This window comes from uncultured Streptococcus sp., assembly GCF_901875575.1.
Lineage (GTDB): Bacteria > Bacillota > Bacilli > Lactobacillales > Streptococcaceae > Streptococcus.
In genome coordinates this window covers 115,393-134,540 of record NZ_CABFMF010000022.1, presented here as the reverse complement: position 1 = coordinate 134,540, position 19,148 = coordinate 115,393, and the positions used below count along the sequence as shown (strand labels likewise).

The following is a 19,148-nucleotide window of genomic DNA, read 5'->3' as shown; positions in this document are numbered from 1 at the left end:
TTAGCCTCTTCTGCTGCTTTCGTAGTATCTACTTCTTTTTCTTTTGCTGTACGTTGGGCTGATGTTAAGCTATTGTCTGCTGCGATGGCTGCTTTTTCGGCTTTCGCTGCTTCTGCTAAGCTTGCTTTGGCTGCTTCTTTTACAGTATCTAAGTTACCTGGTGTGTGCACGCCTTCAATGGCTGTTACACCTGCTGTTTTCGCTGCTTCTACTGCATCTGCTGTGTCGGCTGCTGTAATCTTAGCCTCTTCTGCTGCTTTCGTAGTATCTACTTCTTTTTCTTTTGCTGTACGTTGGGCTGATGTTAAGCTATTGTCTGCTGCGATGGCTGCTTTTTCGGCTTTCGCTGCTTCTGCTAAGCTTGCTTTGGCATTAGATTTTGCTGCTTCAAGATCAAATGCTGGTTTAGGTGCTTTAGGTATTATTACTGCATCACTCATATCCGACGACACTTCACTTACTGTAAAAGTGTTACCATAAGCATCTCTAGGAGGTATACCTCCTTTAGCAATATTTTTAACAGTAATTATATCATGTTCTCTTAATGGAGCTGTTGGAGTCCAAGTTGCAATACCTCTCGTAGCTTCTACAGTAGCTTGTTTTTGATTGTTAAGATAAAATTCTGCTTTACTTACAGTTGCATCAGCTACTCTTGCTGTAACAACTGGGCTCTTTCCTTCAGCATGTTCTAAATCAGCAACACTTACTGTAGGTTTTTTAGGTTTTACAGTTATTGGAATTTTTAAAGTTGCTCTTTCCGAATTATTATTTTTATTATTTAAAATATGTACATGTAAATCATACGTCCCAATCATATCATTAGGTATTATTCCTACTAATTTTAGATTAAGACCACCTTCAAAAGGTCCGATTCCATCACTTGCTTTTCTGGTATAATCAAGCCTAGGACCAACATTAGGCGTTGAAGTAAATCCTATATCTCTTCTATTAATAGCATTAGTATCATATTTTACTTTGATGATAACGTTTTTCCCGTATCCTAATTCGTCTCCAGCTACTAAACTAGACAAACTTGTGCCGCTTGTTTCATAGCTGAAATTTGCATTGTTTGGAGCTGCCCTAAACCCACTACCTTCAGGCAGCGTAGTCCCGTTCAAACTATGATTATGCCCTGCAATATTTGTGCCATTTGGTTCAGTATTTTCCGCTTTTATTCCTACTGTTGCTTTACCATTTGTTGTATCTGGTTTAGGAGTGAGTTCTCCTTTTGGTTTAGGTACACGTTTTAAACCAGCGTTTTTATATCCAACCAAGGCATTATAAGCAAGATCAATTTCTTTTTGAGTTGTTGCATTAACAAGTACTTCTTTTGCTTTCGCAACTTTTTCTTGTAATACTTTAACAGTATCTTCTGTATAGTCCTTTAAGTTTAATTGATCAATTTCTTTTAGAAGAGATTCCAATTTATCTTTATTAGTAACTACTTCCTTTTCTTTGCCATTTGTTTCGACTTTATTGATTTCCTCCGTCTGATTAGCAGGAATCACTGCTTTATCAGACACTTTAATCTCTCTTTCACCTTGAGCATTAGAGCCAGCTCCATCTTTCTTGTTAGATGTTTCCGCTGCAGGCTCAGGAGCTACGATTTCCTTATTTCCCTCAGTTTCTAGAGATTTCTCTAGAGGAACTCCCTCTGTCAAGTTCGTAACACCAGCATTTACCTTTTCAGTATTAGCCGTAGCAGGTGATACTGGTAAAGTGTCTGCCTTAACCGCACCATTAGCAAAAAACATTAATGCTGCAACGGCAACACTTGCTGCACCAAAATGGCACTTACGAATAGAATAACGGAATACCTTTTCTCCGTTCACTTCTCGATTTGATTTTCTCATCTAATCGCCTCTTTCTTATTTTTATTTTTGAGGTACTAAAAAATACCCCCCCCCCCTTAAATATTTTAGTAATTTAAGGAAAGGATACATTTTTTAATTTTGGGTACCACACTATTTTAAAAACATAGTACACTTTCTATTTTACATCTTTCTCAGAAAAATTAACAGCATAAGCATATATTTTGTCTAATTCAATTAGCATTTAATTTTAGCGAGTATAGATATTTTTTTCCTAATCTTCTATTACTATTAGACAGGAAATACAACAAGGCCTCCACTATATCGAGGAGGCCTTGAATCAACTTGGTTATTTGGTAAAGGATTAGAAAATTTTCTTTTCCCAATCGTCTTCTGTACGGCGAGGGTAGAAAAATTCAGATTTGTCCGGAGCTTCCATCATCTCCATCAAGGGTAACATATCATAGGCCAGATCCAAGTTTGGAATCTGGTCTTTTTGCACCCAAGAAACTTCTCCTTCATCTGAAGAGCGAAGGGTACCAGAGAACTCAGTCGCCTTATAACAAATGACAATATAGCGCCCACCTGTATCTAGTGGCCAATTTTTAATGCCAACAAGTTGAGGATTTTGGATAGTCAACCCTGTTTCTTCATATATTTCACGAATAACAGACTCCGCGAAAGACTCGCCGTTTTCTACATGGCCTCCTGGAAAGGCATAACCTGACCAGCGATTGATTTCAGGAGCGCGGTACTGCATAACCACGCGCTGAGTTTCTAAATCTTCAATCAGACAAATGTTTGTTAAAATTGTTAATTGGGAACGGGACATAAATTTACTCGCTTTCTAAGTTATTACATTTTCAGACTTGGTACCAGAAATATTAGCTTCTACTTTTTAAAATTATTTAGAATAGAATACCATCCGTTTTTCCTTTATCGGCTTTCCAAGTTCAAGCATCTTTTCTTGTCCATCAAAAGTAAAGCCCATTTTTTGATAGAAAGCAATGGCTCGTTTATTATCTGTCAATACCCATAAGAAAATTTCAGAAAAATGATCAAGAGCAGTCAAAGCTACTTTCATTAACTTTTGTGCGATACCTTTTCCATAATAGTCTTTTAAAACATATAAAGCAATAATTTCACCAGCTTGAATAGTCTCATCACGAAAGTTACCATAACTGATAAAACCAACCACCTTCATACCATCCATCGCAATCAATGTATTTTCTGGATACTTTTGACTAAAGAATCGACATCTTTCTAATGTCATTGTCTCCTGAAATTCTGCAGGCAAAAGGTTATCATAAGCCTCTTTCCACGTTTGCCAGTGAACGAGGGATTTATCTTCTATCTCTTCAGGAGTTTCCATTAATTTGATAATAACCGTCATTTACTTTCTTCTCCTTAATCCAACATCCTAACTTCCTTTGCTACTTTTTGTAGAAATTTTTGTCTTGTTGAACTTGTATTTACTTCACGGCCTAACTCTCCTAAGATTGAAACCCTCTTTGTTTTTATGCCACAGTGATTCAATACAGCATTCTTTAATACTGATATTCCATAACTGTCTGGAATGTTAATCGGACCTGAAAATACTTTGTACCACCAAGTTGGTGCCATAGAAGTTACATAGATACTAGCTGTTTTTCCTTTTAGTAACTTTTTGAACTGTCTCCCTCTCAAGTAGTTCAAAATAAAGCTTCCTCGATTATTTGCAGAGTATGCAATGCCTGGCGTAAAAACACGATCAATCCACCCCTTCAATAGACTAGGCATACTACTCCACCAAATAGGATAAACAAAAATGAAATGATCTGCCCACTGGATTAATTCCTGAGAGCGAAGTATGAACGGATTGTCCTCCATTCTTTGTCGATAACCATAACGTAAAACAGGATCAAACTCTTCCTCATTAAGATTAATCACTTCAAGTTCATGTCTCTTTGAATCTATACTTTCTACAATCGTTTGAAAAATTGCTTGACAGTAGCTTTCTTTATCAGGATGTCCATTGATAACTAAAATATTCATAAAATTCCCCTAATCCAAGGCTTTGACTTCCAGCATCATATCACGAATCTGAGCTGCGAGTTCAAAGTCAAGCACTTCGACGGCTTCTTGCATTTGTTTTTCTAGTTTCTTAACAAGTTCTTTGCGCTCTTGTTTGTTGAGGCTGTTGATGTCGACTTCCTTGTCCTCTTCCTTAGAAACTGCCTTGGTTACAGCGATCAGGTCACGGATTTCTTTCTTAATGGTTTGTGGTACGATACCATGCTCTTCATTATAAGCCATCTGGATTTTGCGGCGTCGAGCCGTTTCATCAATAGCACGTTGCATAGACTGGGTCACAGTATCCGCATACATGATGACATGTCCTTCGCTATTACGGGCAGCACGTCCAATAGTCTGGATGAGTCCACGCTCGTTACGAAGGAAACCTTCCTTGTCAGCATCAAGAATTGCTACGAGACTCACTTCGGGTACGTCAATCCCTTCACGAAGGAGGTTGATTCCGACCAAGACATCAAAGACACCCAAGCGCAGGTCACGGATAATCTCTGTCCGCTCTAAAGTCTTGATATCCGAGTGCATGTACTTGACCTTGATGCCCATTTCCTTGAAGTAGTCGGTCAAGTCCTCTGCCATTTTCTTGGTCAAGGTTGTGATAAAGGTCCGTTCGTTCTTTTCAACACGGGCATTGATTTCACCTAAGAGGTCATCAATCTGTCCCATTGTCGGACGGACTTCTACCTCTGGATCCAATAGTCCTGTTGGACGAATGATTTGCTCAATCACTGTCTCAGTCTGTTCATTTTCATAGTCACCTGGTGTCGCTGAAACGTAAACAATCTGATGAACGTGACTCTCAAACTCCTCACGACGGAGAGGACGATTGTCCAGAGCTGACGGCAAACGGAAACCATAATTAACTAGCATTTCCTTACGAGAGCGGTCTCCATTGTACATGCCCTTGATTTGCCCCATAGTCATGTGGCTCTCGTCAATCATAATCAAGAAATCATCTGGGAAGAAGTCGAGAAGCGTATAAGGAGGCTCGCCCTCACTCCGTCCATCCATGTGACGAGAGTAGTTTTCAACCCCGTTGGTATAGCCCATCTCGCGCAACATTTCGATATCATACTCTGTCCGCTGTTTCAAACGCTGGGCCTCAAGCAATTTACCTTCCTTTTCAAAGATAGCTAACTGCTCCTCTAACTCTGCTTGAATTTTAGCAATGGCAACTTCCATGTGGTCATCATTGGTCACGAAGTGAGTCGCAGGGAAAATCGCCAAATGATCCACTTCTCCCAATACCTGACCAGTCAGGGCCTCAACCTCACGAATACGGTCAATTTCGTCTCCAAAAAATTCTACTCGAAAGGCATGCTCATCACGGGAAGCTGGGAAAATCTCTACCACATCCCCACGCACACGAAATCTTCCCCGTTGGAAATCAATATCATTGCGCTCAAACTGGATATCCACCAAGTCATTCAAGAGTTTATCACGAGAAATTTCAAGACCAGGACGGAGACTAACGACACTATCAGCGTATTCCTTGGGCGAACCCAGACCATAAATACAAGAGACAGAGGCCACGACGATAACATCATTACGCTCCAAAAGGGCTGAAGTCGCTGAGTGGCGGAGCTTGTCAATTTCATCATTGACAGAGCTATCCTTTTCAATATAGGTATCACTAGAAGGGACATAGGCTTCTGGTTGGTAATAATCATAGTAAGATACAAAGTACTCAACAGCATTTTCAGGGAAAAATTCCTTAAACTCCCCATAGAGCTGTCCTGCTAGAGTTTTATTGTGGGCAATGACCAAAGTTGGTTTATTGACTTTGGAAATAACCTGACTCATGGTATAGGTCTTCCCTGTACCAGTCGCCCCCATCAGAATCTGAGCTTTTTCTCCACCCTCAATGTTATCAACCAATTGCTCGATAGCTTGTGGTTGATCTCCTGATGGTTGATATTTTGATACTAGTTTAAATTGATTATCTGTAATGCGGTTAATCATAAGAATCCTCTCTCCATGTGCTATTCCTATTTTAGCATACTTGTAACATTTTCACGAAGAAAAGGACGGACCGAAGTCACATCCTTTCATTTTCTTTCTTTAATTGATAAGCGAGATAGACAATCAGCAGAAACAAAATAATACTGGACACGATGGAACCCTCAATACCAAAAGACCCACCAGATAGCCAGTCTTGATTGCCTTGTGGAGTAAATTTCATGATTGAGGTCCCTGAAGACTGACCACTAACTAATACTCCAAAGAGGTTGCCCTGTGCGAAATTCCAAGCTCCATGAATACCACCTACACCCCATATAGTATCTGTTTTAAGAAGATATAGGGACATGGCAACCCCAAATAAAAAGAGATCAATTGCAGATAAGAACGTTATGCCTGAATTTCCTAAATGCAGTAAGGTAAAGAGACTACTAGATATGATAATAGCGACTTTAAGATTGGTTCTCTTAGCCAATTGTGGAATCAACCAAGCACGAGTAACCAATTCTTCTGCCGTCCCTTGTAAAATCCAAAAAGGTATTGTAAATAAAGTAAAAGCTAGCGAATAAGTATCCAAGTGAATGGAGTCAAATTGATACTGCCCCAACACTACTAGTCCAGCCAAAGCAAGTATAAAGAGGGATAGACCAAGACCGTATCCTTTAAGTAAGGCACTTAAAAAATTTTCTTTATAGAATCCCAAGGTTCGAATAGGTCTTTTCTCTACTTTTCTAGTCCATCTAAACACAGTTAAGATGATAAAACCAAAGGACAGTAATTCAAATATTAAATGGATGTCACTTGATTTATCAGATAAATTCTGAAATAACATTTGAAGGAAATCTGCAATTCTTTGACCACCCATACCAAGATTGCTAAATAGCCCGATCAATACTAAAAAACTGAGTCCAAAAAATAGAGAAGATATGAACTCAGATACATAGACGAAAAATAGAGCTAACAAGGGGCTTGTGTAAATGTTTAAACTCATTTTAGAAGTTTCAAAGTCTTTTAAGATTCTTTTGTCTTTCATAACTTTATCCTCTTTTACTATATGATATACCTTTATTATAGCACTTCTGTTGTGTGATTCAAGACAAAATCAGAATTACAGATGTTATATCTTCTTACATAGTTTTTATAAAAATTTGCCTTTTTTTGTTTTTTTTGCTATAATGGTAAAATATTCGGAAAAGGAGACTAAAAATGAAGAAAAATTTTCTAGCATTTTTGCTAATTTTATTTCCAATTTTCTCATTAGGCATTGCCAAAGCTGATACGATTAAAATCGTTTCTGATACAGCTTATGCACCTTTTGAGTTTAAAGATTCAGATCAAACCTACAAAGGAATTGATGTTGATATTATCAACAGAGTCGCTAAAATTAAAGGTTGGAATATCCAGATGTCCTATCCTGGCTTTGATGCGGCGGTCAATGCAGTCCAAGCAGGACAAGCAGATGCCATCATGGCAGGTATGACTAAGACTAAAGAACGTGAACATGTCTTCACTATGTCTGATACTTACTATGATACAAAAGTTGTCATCGCAACCACAAAATCTCATAAGATTAGTCAATACGAACAACTGAAAGGAAAAACTGTTGGTGTTAAAAATGGAACTGCAGCCCAACGTTTCCTTGAAAGCATCAAAGATAAATACGGTTTTACTATTAAAACGTTTGATACTGGTGACTTGATGAATAACAGCTTAAGTGCTGGTTCTATTGACGCTATGATGGATGACAAGCCTGTTATCGAGTATGCAATCAACCAAGGCCAAGACCTTCATATTGATATGGATGGTGAAGCGGTTGGAAGTTTTGCTTTCGGGGTTAAAAAAGGAAGCAAATATGAACACCTTGTCACTGAATTTAACCAAGCATTGGCAGAAATGAAAAAAGATGGTAGTCTTGATCAGATTATCAAGAAATGGACTGCTTCATCATCGTCAGCAGTACCAACAACTTCTACTGCAGCTGGATTAAAAGCAACTCCAGTCAAAGCTAAATACATTATTGCTAGTGATTCATCTTTTGCACCTTTTGTATTCCAGAACTCAAGTAACCAATACACGGGTATCGATATGGAACTGATCAAAGCTATTGCAAAAGACCAAGGTTTTGAAATCGAAATCACCAATCCAGGTTTTGATGCTGCAATCAGTGCTGTCCAAGCTGGCCAAGCAGATGGTATTATTGCAGGAATGTCAGTCACTGATGCACGTAAGGCAACCTTTGATTTCTCAGAATCCTACTATACTGCTAATACCATTCTTGGTGTTAAAGAATCAAGTACCATTGCTTCTTATGAAGATTTGAAAGGGAAAACAGTCGGTGTTAAAAACGGAACGGCTTCTCAAACTTTCTTAACAGAAAACCAAAGTAAGTATGGATACAAAATTAAGACTTTCGCTGATGGTTCATCAATGTATGACAGTTTAAACACTGGATCTGTCGATGCCGTAATGGATGATGAGCCTGTTCTTAAATACTCTATCAGCCAAGGTCAAAAATTGAAAACACCAATAACCGGTACTCCAATTGGTGAAACAGCCTTTGCCGTTAAAAAGGGATCAAATCCAGAATTGATTGAAATGTTCAACAACGGACTTGCTAACCTTAAAGCAAACGGTGAATTCCAAAAGATTCTTGACAAGTACCTAGCTAGCGAATCTTCATCTGCTTCAACAAGCACTGTTGACGAAACAACTATCTGGGGCTTGCTTCAAAACAACTACAACCAACTCCTTAGCGGACTTGGTATCACTCTTGCTTTAGCACTTATTTCATTTGCTTTTGCCATTATTATCGGAATTATCTTTGGTATGTTTAGCGTGAGTCCTTATAAATCACTTCGCATTCTTGCTGAGATTTTCGTTGATGTTATCCGTGGTATTCCTTTGATGATCCTTGCAGCCTTTATCTTCTGGGGAATTCCAAACTTTATCGAATCCATCACAGGTCAACAAAGTCCAATTAACGACTTTGTAGCTGGTACCATTGCCCTCTCACTCAATGCTGCTGCCTATATCGCTGAAATCGTTCGTGGTGGTATCCAGGCCGTTCCAGTTGGCCAAATGGAGGCAAGCCGCAGTCTTGGTATCTCCTACGGAAAAACCATGCGTAAGATTATCTTGCCACAAGCAACTAAGTTGATGTTGCCAAACTTTGTTAACCAATTCGTTATCGCCCTAAAAGATACAACCATCGTATCTGCTATCGGTTTGGTTGAACTCTTCCAAACTGGTAAGATTATCATCGCTCGTAACTACCAAAGTTTCAAGATGTATGCAATTCTTGCAATTTTCTATCTTGTAATTATTACCCTTTTGACTAGACTAGCGAAACGCTTAGAAAAGAGGATTCGTTAATGGCAAAATTAAAAATTGATGTAAATGATTTACACAAAAGCTACGGAAAAAACAAAGTCCTAAAAGGAATTACAACTAAGTTTTATGAAGGAGATGTAGTTTGTATCATCGGCCCTTCTGGTTCTGGTAAATCAACCTTCCTTCGCAGCCTTAATCTTCTTGAAGAAGTCTCTAGTGGTCACATCACAGTAAATGGTTATGACTTGACTGAAAAATCTACTGACGTTGACCACGTTCGTGAAAATATCGGGATGGTTTTCCAACACTTTAACCTATTCCCTCACATGTCAGTTCTCGATAATATCACTTTTGCGCCTATTGAGCATAAGTTACTTTCTAAAGAAGAGGCTGAGAAACTAGGTATGGAGTTGCTCGAAAAAGTTGGTCTTGCAGATAAGGCTACGGCCTGTCCAGATAGCTTATCTGGAGGGCAAAAGCAACGTGTGGCAATTGCTCGTGGACTAGCAATGAACCCTGACATCATGCTCTTTGATGAACCAACTTCTGCCCTTGACCCTGAGATGGTTGGAGACGTTCTGAATGTTATGAAAGATTTGGCAAAACAAGGTATGACTATGATTATCGTAACCCACGAAATGGGATTTGCTCGTCAGGTTGCCAACCGTGTTATCTTTACTGCGGACGGTGAATTCCTAGAAGACGGTACACCTGATCAAATCTTTGACAACCCTCAACACCCACGTCTAAAAGATTTCTTGGACAAGGTTCTAAATGTATAAGACTAAACTGTAAGGATTTCCTTGCAGTTTTTTCTATCTCGTATTAGATTTTTGATTTTTTTGAAAATTATGATAAAATTAAATTTATGAAACTGAGGTTTCCTCATACCTAGGTCGTCTAGGAATAAAAACAGAAATTAGGTAGCTAGATGTCATCAAAAGTTATTGTTACAATTTTCGGTGCAAGTGGGGACCTTGCTAAACGCAAACTCTACCCTTCCCTTTTTAGACTATACAAATCAGGCAATCTTTCAAAACACTTTGCAGTTATTGGAACTGCTCGTCGTCCTTGGAGCAAGGAATATTTCGAATCTGTCGTTGTTGAATCTATCCTTGATTTGGCAGATAGTACTGAACAGGCTCAAGAGTTCGCTAGTCACTTCTACTATCAAAGTCATGATGTCAATGATACGGAACACTACATTGCTTTGCGTCAATTACAGGCTGAACTAAATGACAAGTATCAGGCTGAACACAACAAGCTCTTCTTCTTGTCTATGGCTCCTCAATTCTTTGGAACCATTGCAAAACATCTCAAATCTGAGAATATTGTTGACGGTAAAGGTTTTGAGCGCTTAATCGTTGAGAAACCGTTTGGTACAGATTATCCTTCAGCAAGTAAACTAAATGAAGAACTTCTTGCAACCTTTGATGAAGAACAAATCTATCGTATCGATCATTACCTTGGAAAAGAAATGATTCAAAGCATCTTTGCGGTTCGTTTTGCCAACATGATTTTTGAGAATGTTTGGAACCGTGAGCATATTGATAATGTACAAATTACCTTTGCGGAACGTTTAGGTGTTGAAGAACGCGGTGGCTACTATGATGAATCAGGGGCCCTTCGTGATATGGTTCAAAACCATACGCTCCAACTCCTATCACTTCTTGCTATGGACAAACCAGCAAGTTTCACAAAAGATGAGATTCGAGCTGAAAAGATTAAGGTCTTTAAAAATCTCTACCATCCAACTGATGAAGAACTTAAAGAACACTTTATCCGCGGCCAATACCGTTCAGGTAAGATTGATGGCATGAAATACATCTCTTATCGTAGCGAGCCAAATGTAAATCCAGAATCTACAACTGAGACCTTTGCTTCTGGTGCTTTCTTTGTAGACAGCGATCGATTCCGTGGTGTACCATTCTTCTTCCGTACTGGAAAACGCATGACTGAAAAAGGCACCCACGTCAATATTGTTTTTAAACAGATGGATTCTATCTTTGGTCAAGAACTTGCACCTAACGTCTTGACTATCTATATCCAACCAACTGAAGGTTTCTCTCTTAGCCTAAATGGTAAAGAGGTAGGTGAAGAATTCAACTTGGCTCCAAATTCGCTTGATTACCGTACAGACGCGACTGCTACAGGAGCTTCCCCAGAACCTTACGAAAAATTAATCTATGATGTCTTAAATAACAACTCAACTAACTTTAGCCACTGGGATGAAGTGAGTGCCTCATGGAAATTGATTGACCGTATCGAGAAACTCTGGGCTGAAAACGGTGCCCCACTTCACGACTACAAGGCCGGAAGCATGGGACCTCAAGCCAGTTTTGACCTACTTGAAAAGTTTGGTGCCAAATGGACTTGGCAGCCTGATCTTGCCTACCGTCAAGATGGTCGCTTAGAATAAAAAAATCCTGCAAGTTTCTACCTTGCAGGATTTTTGCTTCTGATTAGATTAAGCCTTCCAAGAGACCCTTCATAAAGTTTTCTGAGTTAAACTCACCAATGTCATCGATTTTTTCACCAAATCCAATCAATTTTACAGGAATATTGAGTTCTTCACGGATGGCTAACACAACACCACCTCGAGCAGTTCCATCAATCTTAGTCAAGACAATTCCTGTCAAAGGGGTAATTTTTGAAAATTCTTTAGCCTGCACCAGGGCATTTTGACCTGTTGATGCATCAAGTGCCAAGAAAGTTTCATGAGGGGCTTCTGGCACAACACGTTTGATGATACGACCAATCTTTTCCAGCTCAGCCATGAGGTTATCCTTATTTTGCAGACGACCAGCGGTATCAATCATAAGAATATCGATACCCTCAGATATAGCACGTTCCATTCCATCAAAGACTACACTGGCTGGATCAGCTTTTTCAGGTCCAGTTACAACTGGAACGTCCACACGACGGCCCCATTCAGCTAGTTGAGCTACTGCCCCTGCACGGAAGGTGTCTGCCGCAACCAACATGACCTTTTCCCCAGCTTGTTTGTAGCGGTGGGCTAGTTTTCCGATAGAAGTTGTTTTCCCAACACCATTAACACCGACAAAGAGCATGACTGTCAAGCCATCTTGGAAGTGGATACTTTCATCATAGTTGCCATCCTTTTCATAAAGCTCAACCAATTTTTCAATAATAACACGACGAAGTGCATCTGGTTTCTTGGCATTCTCAAGTTTGGCTTCATATCGTAGCTCCTCAGTTAGGTTAGAAGCAACCTGGACACCAACGTCACTCATGATTAGCAGTTCTTCCAGTTCCTCGAAAAATTCTTCGTCAACAGAGCGGAAATTAGCAAAGAAGGCGTTCAAGCGGGCACCGAAGCCTGTGCGAGTTTTCTTAAGACTGCGGTCATATTTTTCTTGAACTGTTTCTTCTGCTTGAAGTGTTTCTGGTTCAAGCACTTCAGAACTATTTTCTTCTACAGCTTCTTCGTGCTCAATATTCTCTTCCTCTGAGACTTCTTCTAAGTTTGGAAATTCTTCTATTTCTTCTTGATGAAGCTCTACAACTGGGTCTGAATCCAAAATTTCTTCAACTGAGTCTTGGATTTCCTCTTCTTCAAACACAGCTTCTTCAGAACTTTCAACCTCGGCTTCTTCCTGAGAGACTTCCTCAGCTTCTGTAAGAGCAGGCTCCGTATCTTCAGACAAATCAAGATTTTCTAGAGCTTCTTTTACAACTTCTTCGATTTTAGGTTCTTCTTTTTTTCCGAATAGACGGTCAAATAATCCCATATCTTAATTCTCCTTTAGCACATATTCTTCGATAGCCCAGGCGACAGCTTCCTCATCATTAGTCATTGGAGTCACTACATTTGCGACTGCCTTGACTTCAGGAACAGCGTTTTGCATAGCAACACCGAGCCCTGCCCACTCAATCATAGAAAGGTCATTGGCCTCATCCCCACAGGCCATAACTTGACTTTGGTCGATTCCAAGATGGCTGATTAGTTTTGCCAAACCTGTTGCTTTATGAACATTCTTTGGTGACCACTCTAGCAACATTTCACGTGATTTAAAGATTTCATATTGGTCAAACAATTCTGGAGAAATCTTCTGAATGGTTGCATCCAAGGGTTCTTGAGCAAAGGCAGTCACGCATTTATTGTAGGTCATTTGACTAGATAGGTCTTCAAAGGCTACTGGAACAAAGGTCAAAGCTGGATTGAATTTGGCATAAAGACTTTCTTGATCCGATTGAATTTGATAAACAGTTCCTTCTGAAATAGCATCCAGAGGCAGTGATAATTTCTCTGTTTCCTCATACAAACGTGCTACATCATCATATGAAAAAACTGTCTTATCAAGGATTTCGCCTGTATTTTTCTGAACTAATCCACCATTAAAAGTAATGGTATACTCATCTTCCTGACCGTCAGTCCCTAGCTCATGGAGAAAGAAATCCATGGCTTTTAGAGGACGACCTGTTGTCAAAACCACCTTAATCCCACGATCACGCGCAGCTTTCAAGGTTGCCTTGGTTCGATCTGTCAGCCTTTTATCAGTAGTTAGCAAGGTCCCGTCCAAGTCCAATGCAATCAATTTTATATCTGCCATTATAAGCCCTCCATATAAGCTATAACCGACTGGTCCTTATGGTGACCAATCACAGTCTCTGCTAATTCTAAAATTTCTGGTCGTGCATTTTCAGGAGCTACAGGATGTCCCACAACCTGCATCATATGCAAGTCATTTAAATTGTCTCCAAAAGCCATAACCTGATCCATTGTGATGCCAAGTTTTTTAGCCAATTCAACAATAGCCACACCCTTATCGACATAGTCCAGAACAATATCAATAGATTCAAAGCCAGTTGTCATGGCCTTAACACCAGAGACATTTTCATTGACCCAAGCCTCCCCATCTTCGAGAGTTTCTTCTGTGAAGTTGGTTGTAAATTTGAAAATATCATCTGTGATATCATCCAAACTCGTTACTTTTTGGATATTTTCATTATAGTGCTGACTCTCTTTCAAATAGGTCTCATCAACCGTATCTAGCACATAAGAGCCTTTTTTTCCCGTCAAGAGCAGTTTATTGATGTCTACATAAGGTGAAGTTTTCAGCTTTTCAAAAGTTGCCAGATAAAACTCACGAGACATAGTCGCTTCATACAAGTCCTGACCTTGATATTCGACCAAACTGCCATTTTCCGCGATGAAAATAATATCCTCACGAACATCAGCAAATAATTTTTCTAAGGATAGAAATCCTCGACCCGAAGCCACTGCAAAGTAAATCCCTTTTTCCTTGTAGGAAGCTAAGAGAGACTTGAGGCGGTCCATATCAAAGCGTCCATTCCCATCTAGGAAGGTTCCGTCCATATCCGTTGCTACTAGTTTAATCATAAAATCTTTCTTACTCCGATTAGTAAATCTACCTCCTATTATACCATAGATAACTAGAAAAAGGACTAGTCTATCAGCTTTGCTTCTCTTTTATCCTTCCCTACAAGCTAGTGCTGTTTCTAACTCTTAAAAAAGCTCGTAAAATTAAAATCGTGCAACTTTTTTCAGATAGTTTTAAAAGATTGATTTTCCTATATTTTTCCTTTATAATGGATAAAAAGGAGATTAGTATGTCAGAAACAAATCACGAAATTGATTCAAATTTTGCAGGTCGTTTAAATATCCTGCGTGCGGGTGTTCTTGGTGCTAATGATGGAATTATTTCCATTGCTGGTGTGGTTATCGGGGTTGCCAGTGCCACAAGCAATATCTGGATTATTTTTTTATCAGGTTTTGCGGCTATCTTAGCTGGTGCCTTTTCAATGGCTGGTGGAGAATATGTATCCGTTTCAACTCAAAAAGATACTGAGGAAGCAGCTGTTGCGCGAGAAAAACTCTTGCTAGACCAAGATTTGGAGCTAGCCAAAAAGTCCCTCTATGCTGCCTATATCCAAAATGGAGAATGCGAAACCTCTGCCCAGCTCTTGACAAATAAGGCCTTTCTTAAAAATCCACTCAAGGCTTTGGTAGAGGAAAAATATGGGATTGAGTATGAAGAATTTACCAATCCTTGGCACGCTGCCATTTCTAGCTTCGTTGCCTTTTTCCTTGGAAGTTTGCCTCCAATGCTCTCAGTAACCATTTTCCCAAGTGAATACCGCATCCCTGCTACTGTCCTGATTGTAGGAGTTTCACTCTTGATGACTGGCTACACAAGCGCCAAACTTGGAAAAGCCCCAACTAAAACAGCTATGATTCGGAACCTTGCTATTGGTCTTTTAACCATGGGAGTTACCTTTCTGCTAGGACAACTTTTCAGCATTTAAAATACAAGAAATACCTCGATTTTGAAGTCGAGGTATCTTTTTTTACATTTGCACAATCTTGCGATAACTTCTTGAAGTAATCATGAAAATCAATACATAGGCGATGAGGAAAATAGCGCAGATAGACAAGGTCACAGTCAACACCATAGTCGCATCCAGTACACCAATCACTTTTAGAATCAGGCTAATCATATGGTAGGCAAAGGCGAGATGTAGGAAGGCAAAGAGCAAAGGAAGGAAGAATACAGTTAAAACCTGTTTGTTGATGGTTTGCTTGATTTGCTTTTGACCTAAACCGACTTTCTGCAAGATAATAAAGCGTTCACGGTCTTCATAGCCTTCAGAAATTTGTTTGTAATAGATGACCAGAACGGTTCCGACCATAAAGATAATGGATAGGAAAATACCGATAAAGAAGACACCACCAAAGAGGACACTCATCTGAGCACTAGCATCTGCTAGATTGCTACCATACACATAGCTACCTTCAGTGTTTAATTGAGCATTAAACTTTTGTAAGTATTTTTCATATTCTTCAGCGACCTTGAGTTGTTCTTCTTCACTAATATTTACATTCATACCACCGTAAAACTGATTATAGATAGCCGAATCTGGGAATTGGTCCAAAAAGGCTTGTAGATCAGGAACAACAAGGTAATTGTAATCAGCAGTCAAAATATTAAACTGATTTGGGACATGGTTGACAATGAAATCTTTAGTAAATTCTTCTTTGACAGAAAATTGATGATCATTTAGAGTTAGAGCTTTCTGTTCTTTAACTCCCTCATTCTTGGCAAAGAGTCCAACCTCATTTCCTGATAGAGAAAGTTTTTGACCAGTCATATTTTCATAATCTTTTTGGTCAAATACCATGAAAACTGTTGTGGGTTGGACACGGTTTTGTCCTTTTTCAAAAAGGGTTAACTTGGTTCCTTCTTGATTTGCAACACCAAAGTAAGTGTAACGAAGCACTTCTTTCTCTTTAATCTTATAACCTTTGTCGCTTGCAAACTGGCTCAAGAGTTTGTCCAAGTCTTCTTTTTCAACATTTTGCCCTGAAACCCCAAAATCATGAGGATTTAGAACTTTTTTAAAGCTTTCTGAGGCATTGAAAATACTAGTCGCTGCTGACATGGTTACCAAAACCATTGTTGACAAGATAGCGATAGTTGCTAGTCCAACCGCATTTTTCTTCATACGGAAAATCAAGTTAGACACTGAGATCAGGTTATTTGGTTGGTAATAGTATTTCTTATTTTTCTTCAAGATTTGTAGGAAAACGGTAATCCCTGCATTGAACAAGAGATAGGTCCCAAGGATAACCAGTAAAACAGCTAGGAAGAAGGTTGTTAAGGCTGTAAGAGGATCTTTTACCATAAGGGCAAGATAATAGCCAATCCCTAAACTTATGGAACCAAGAATAGTTTGGAGAGGTAGGAAACGACCTTTTTTCTCTCCGCTTGCTTTCTCACGAGAGAGCTGGAGGGCATTCATACGGGCGATTCGAAGGGCATTCAGGAACATGAGTCCTAGGAAAATCAAACCAAAGACAAGAAGTACTGTAATGACAACTTTCATCTGGAAGGTAGCGACCAGCTCAACCTTTAATTTCATCAGTTTGAGCAAGAAGGCGAAAATCAACTTGTCAAACAAGGCTCCAATACCGATTCCTGCTCCAACAGTTAAAATTCCAAATAGTATCAACTCCTTAAAGGTCATACTGATCAGGTGACGTTTCTCCAAGCCCAACATGCCATAAATCCCCAGTTCTTTGGAACGGTTCTTCATAACAAAACTATTGGCATAGAGGACGATAATAGCTGACGCAAGGGTAACGACAAACATACCAAATCCAAGAGTAGCTTGAATCGTTTCTCCTCCACGAATTTCTGCAATCTTGGGATTGAAGGTTAGGGAATAAAAGAGATAGGTGACGGTGACTGCTAAGAGAACAGCCAGCGCAAAAGGATAATAGAGTTTGCGGTTTTTAATCAAGTTCGATACCGCTAACTTATTGGTTAATCGAAACATACTAATTCACCTCGCTTGCCATGACAGTCAAGGTATCAGAAATTTCTTGGAACATCTGACGGTCTGTTTTTTCTCCACGATAGATTTGGTTGTAAAGAATGCCGTCCTTGATAAAGAGAACGCGCTTAGCCCTGCTAGCTGCCGCCGTTGAGTGGGTTACCATGAGAATGGTTTGACCACGCTCATTGATTTCATCAAAGACATCGAGTAAGGCTGTAGAGGACTTGGAATCAAGGGCTCCTGTTGGCTCATCCGCAAGAAGAATTTCTGGCTCTGTGATGATAGCCCGTGCAACTGCTACCCTTTGTTTTTGCCCACCAGAGATTTCATAAGGGTACTTCTCTTGCAATTGATTGATTCCCAGATTCTCAGCTGTTACCACCAATTTCTTCATCATCTCCGTAATGGGTCTTCTTGATAAAACTAAGGGAAGCAAGATATTATCCTTAACAGATAAAGTATCAAGCAAGTTAAAATCTTGGAAGACAAAGCCCAACTTTTCACGACGGAAGCTAGAAGCCTGTGAATTTTTAATGGTTGCGGTGTCTGTTCCATTCAGGTAAACCTGACCACGAGTTGGTTTATCCAGCATAGCTAGGATATTGAGAAGAGTTGATTTACCAGAACCAGACTCACCCATGATGGCAACGTAGTCACCCTTTTCTACGGTAAAGTGAATATCCTTGAGAGCTTCTACTTGGTTGCCCTGAAAACGAGTTTTATAAATTTTTTGAACGTGTTTTACATCTAAAAGTGTCATGAGAATCTCCTTTCTTAATATCCCATCAAATGAAATGTCGCTTGCATCATAGCGCATCCTAGCTGAACGCGCTCGATATCTTTCTGGCTTGGTTTTCTAGTTTTCTTCTGTAAGATTTGTTTCATGATGTTACTCCTTTGTTCTTTATGAGTCTAGTTTACATCAAAAACAGACCGCTTGCCATAGCCTAACCTTACAAAAGAGACTTTAATCTTACATTTTTGTAAGATTGGGTGAAATGTAAACATTTTATTAAAACTATTTTACCATAAAAATAAAGTAAGAAGAAAACCCTTGCAGATGCAAGGGTTAGAGGTTCATTATCTTTCTGATTACGTCTAGAAATGATAAATTTATCTATGAAGAGGAAGTGAAAAAGAAACAAAGGAATTGCTAAAATACAACCTTCTTCTGAAAAATCCTGTTTCGTTAAGTGGTATAAGTAATTATTGGTTGATAGAAAATTAGCAATCAAAATAAACAAAATTCAGAATGTGTCTGTCCATTTATGGTTTTTAAAGTATTTCCTAAGCATGCTACTACCTTCTTTCCATTCATAATCATGTAGCAAAACCTTTGTTACCTATTGATTTACCTCACCAAAACCATCCATCATTGTCTTCAATAGCTTGGGCTTCTTTGCGTTTGCGTGGGCCTGTTCCATACATTTCCTCTTCAATGTCTTCCTTAATTGGGAGAATAGAAGCAAGAATTACATAGATAATGACACCTACTCCGAAGTTTGCAATAGTAAAAATTGCAAATAGGAAGCGAACAAGGGTAACATCAAAGTTCCACTTGTCTGACAAACCTGCTAGAACTCCTGAAATCATGCGATTTCGTCTCATTTTATAAAATTTACTATTCATGATATTTCCTCTTTTGATTTGTTTTTC

The 19,148-nt window shown here is 39.2% G+C and carries 16 protein-coding genes; 4 read left to right on the top strand and 12 right to left on the bottom strand.

Annotated elements, in window-relative coordinates; all coding sequences use genetic code 11:
• From QZ114_RS06750 to QZ114_RS06725, 6 genes are all read right to left on the bottom strand, one after another.
• On the bottom strand, positions 1-1,853 hold a 1,853-nt coding region (locus tag QZ114_RS06750; RefSeq protein ID WP_295501299.1), incomplete at its 3' end, for a YSIRK-type signal peptide-containing protein.
• 322 nt (positions 1,854-2,175) lie between these two features.
• The gene (locus QZ114_RS06745; protein ID WP_295501296.1) at positions 2,176-2,643 is read right to left on the bottom strand and encodes an 8-oxo-dGTP diphosphatase; all 468 of its coding nucleotides are present in this window, start codon (positions 2,641-2,643) and stop codon (positions 2,176-2,178) included.
• 72 nt (positions 2,644-2,715) lie between these two features.
• Positions 2,716-3,204: a GNAT family N-acetyltransferase gene (locus QZ114_RS06740; protein WP_295501292.1), complete on the bottom strand. Its 489-nt coding sequence runs from the start codon at positions 3,202-3,204 to the stop codon at positions 2,716-2,718.
• Positions 3,205-3,218: 14 nt separating this feature from the next.
• Positions 3,219-3,845, bottom strand: coding sequence for an NAD(P)H-dependent oxidoreductase (locus tag QZ114_RS06735; RefSeq protein ID WP_295501290.1), 627 nt, complete (start codon positions 3,843-3,845; stop codon positions 3,219-3,221).
• A 9-nt stretch (positions 3,846-3,854) separates the two neighbouring features.
• Positions 3,855-5,843, bottom strand: coding sequence for an excinuclease ABC subunit UvrB (gene uvrB, locus QZ114_RS06730; protein WP_295501288.1), 1,989 nt, complete (start codon positions 5,841-5,843; stop codon positions 3,855-3,857).
• Positions 5,844-5,919: 76 nt separating this feature from the next.
• Positions 5,920-6,873, bottom strand: coding sequence for a CPBP family intramembrane glutamic endopeptidase (locus QZ114_RS06725; protein ID WP_295501285.1), 954 nt, complete (start codon positions 6,871-6,873; stop codon positions 5,920-5,922).
• 173 nt (positions 6,874-7,046) lie between these two features.
• Here QZ114_RS06725 and QZ114_RS06720 point away from each other — a divergent pair, with 173 nt between their 5' ends.
• The 3 genes from QZ114_RS06720 to zwf all read left to right on the top strand — a co-directional run bounded on the left by QZ114_RS06720 (position 7,047) and on the right by zwf (position 11,589).
• Positions 7,047-9,212 carry an ABC transporter substrate-binding protein/permease gene (locus QZ114_RS06720; protein WP_295501282.1) on the top strand — a complete coding sequence of 722 codons (2,166 nt, stop codon included), beginning with the start codon at positions 7,047-7,049 and terminating at the stop codon, positions 9,210-9,212.
• Positions 9,212-9,952, top strand: a complete 741-nt coding sequence (locus QZ114_RS06715; RefSeq protein ID WP_295501279.1) for an amino acid ABC transporter ATP-binding protein — start codon at positions 9,212-9,214, stop codon at positions 9,950-9,952. The genes QZ114_RS06720 and QZ114_RS06715 overlap by 1 nt, the downstream gene beginning before the upstream one ends.
• A gap of 149 nt (positions 9,953-10,101) precedes the next feature.
• Positions 10,102-11,589, top strand: coding sequence for a glucose-6-phosphate dehydrogenase (zwf, locus tag QZ114_RS06710; RefSeq protein WP_295501276.1), 1,488 nt, complete (start codon positions 10,102-10,104; stop codon positions 11,587-11,589).
• Between the two features lie 43 nt (positions 11,590-11,632).
• Here zwf and ftsY read toward each other — a convergent pair whose 3' ends face one another.
• From ftsY to QZ114_RS06695, 3 genes are read right to left on the bottom strand one after another with little or no spacing between them, the layout of a single operon-like run.
• Positions 11,633-12,922 carry a signal recognition particle-docking protein FtsY gene (gene ftsY / locus QZ114_RS06705; RefSeq protein WP_295501273.1) on the bottom strand — a complete coding sequence of 430 codons (1,290 nt, stop codon included), beginning with the start codon at positions 12,920-12,922 and terminating at the stop codon, positions 11,633-11,635.
• Positions 12,923-12,925: 3 nt separating this feature from the next.
• Positions 12,926-13,744: a Cof-type HAD-IIB family hydrolase gene (locus QZ114_RS06700; protein WP_295501269.1), complete on the bottom strand. Its 819-nt coding sequence runs from the start codon at positions 13,742-13,744 to the stop codon at positions 12,926-12,928.
• Positions 13,744-14,535, bottom strand: coding sequence for a Cof-type HAD-IIB family hydrolase (locus tag QZ114_RS06695; RefSeq protein ID WP_295501266.1), 792 nt, complete (start codon positions 14,533-14,535; stop codon positions 13,744-13,746). Before QZ114_RS06695 ends, QZ114_RS06700 begins: the two co-directional genes overlap by 1 nt.
• Positions 14,536-14,765: 230 nt before the next feature.
• On the opposite strand from QZ114_RS06695, the gene QZ114_RS06690 reads away from it, so the two are divergent.
• Positions 14,766-15,461 (top strand): VIT family protein, encoded by a 696-nt coding sequence (locus QZ114_RS06690; protein ID WP_136937107.1) that lies wholly within the window; start codon positions 14,766-14,768, stop codon positions 15,459-15,461.
• A 42-nt stretch (positions 15,462-15,503) separates the two neighbouring features.
• Here the strand turns inward: QZ114_RS06690 and QZ114_RS06685 are convergent, their stop codons facing one another.
• From QZ114_RS06685 to QZ114_RS06675, 3 genes are all read right to left on the bottom strand, one after another.
• Complete coding sequence (locus tag QZ114_RS06685) at positions 15,504-17,492, bottom strand: ABC transporter permease (RefSeq protein ID WP_295501263.1); 1,989 nt, start codon at positions 17,490-17,492, stop codon at positions 15,504-15,506.
• 1 nt (position 17,493) lies between these two features.
• On the bottom strand, positions 17,494-18,252 hold the full coding sequence (locus QZ114_RS06680; RefSeq protein ID WP_000173374.1) for an ABC transporter ATP-binding protein: 759 nt from the start codon (positions 18,250-18,252) through the stop codon (positions 17,494-17,496).
• 596 nt (positions 18,253-18,848) lie between these two features.
• A complete protein-coding gene (locus QZ114_RS06675; protein ID WP_295501258.1) occupies positions 18,849-19,121 on the bottom strand; it encodes a PspC domain-containing protein in 273 nt (90 codons plus the stop codon).
• Between the last annotated feature and the right edge of the window lie 27 nt (positions 19,122-19,148).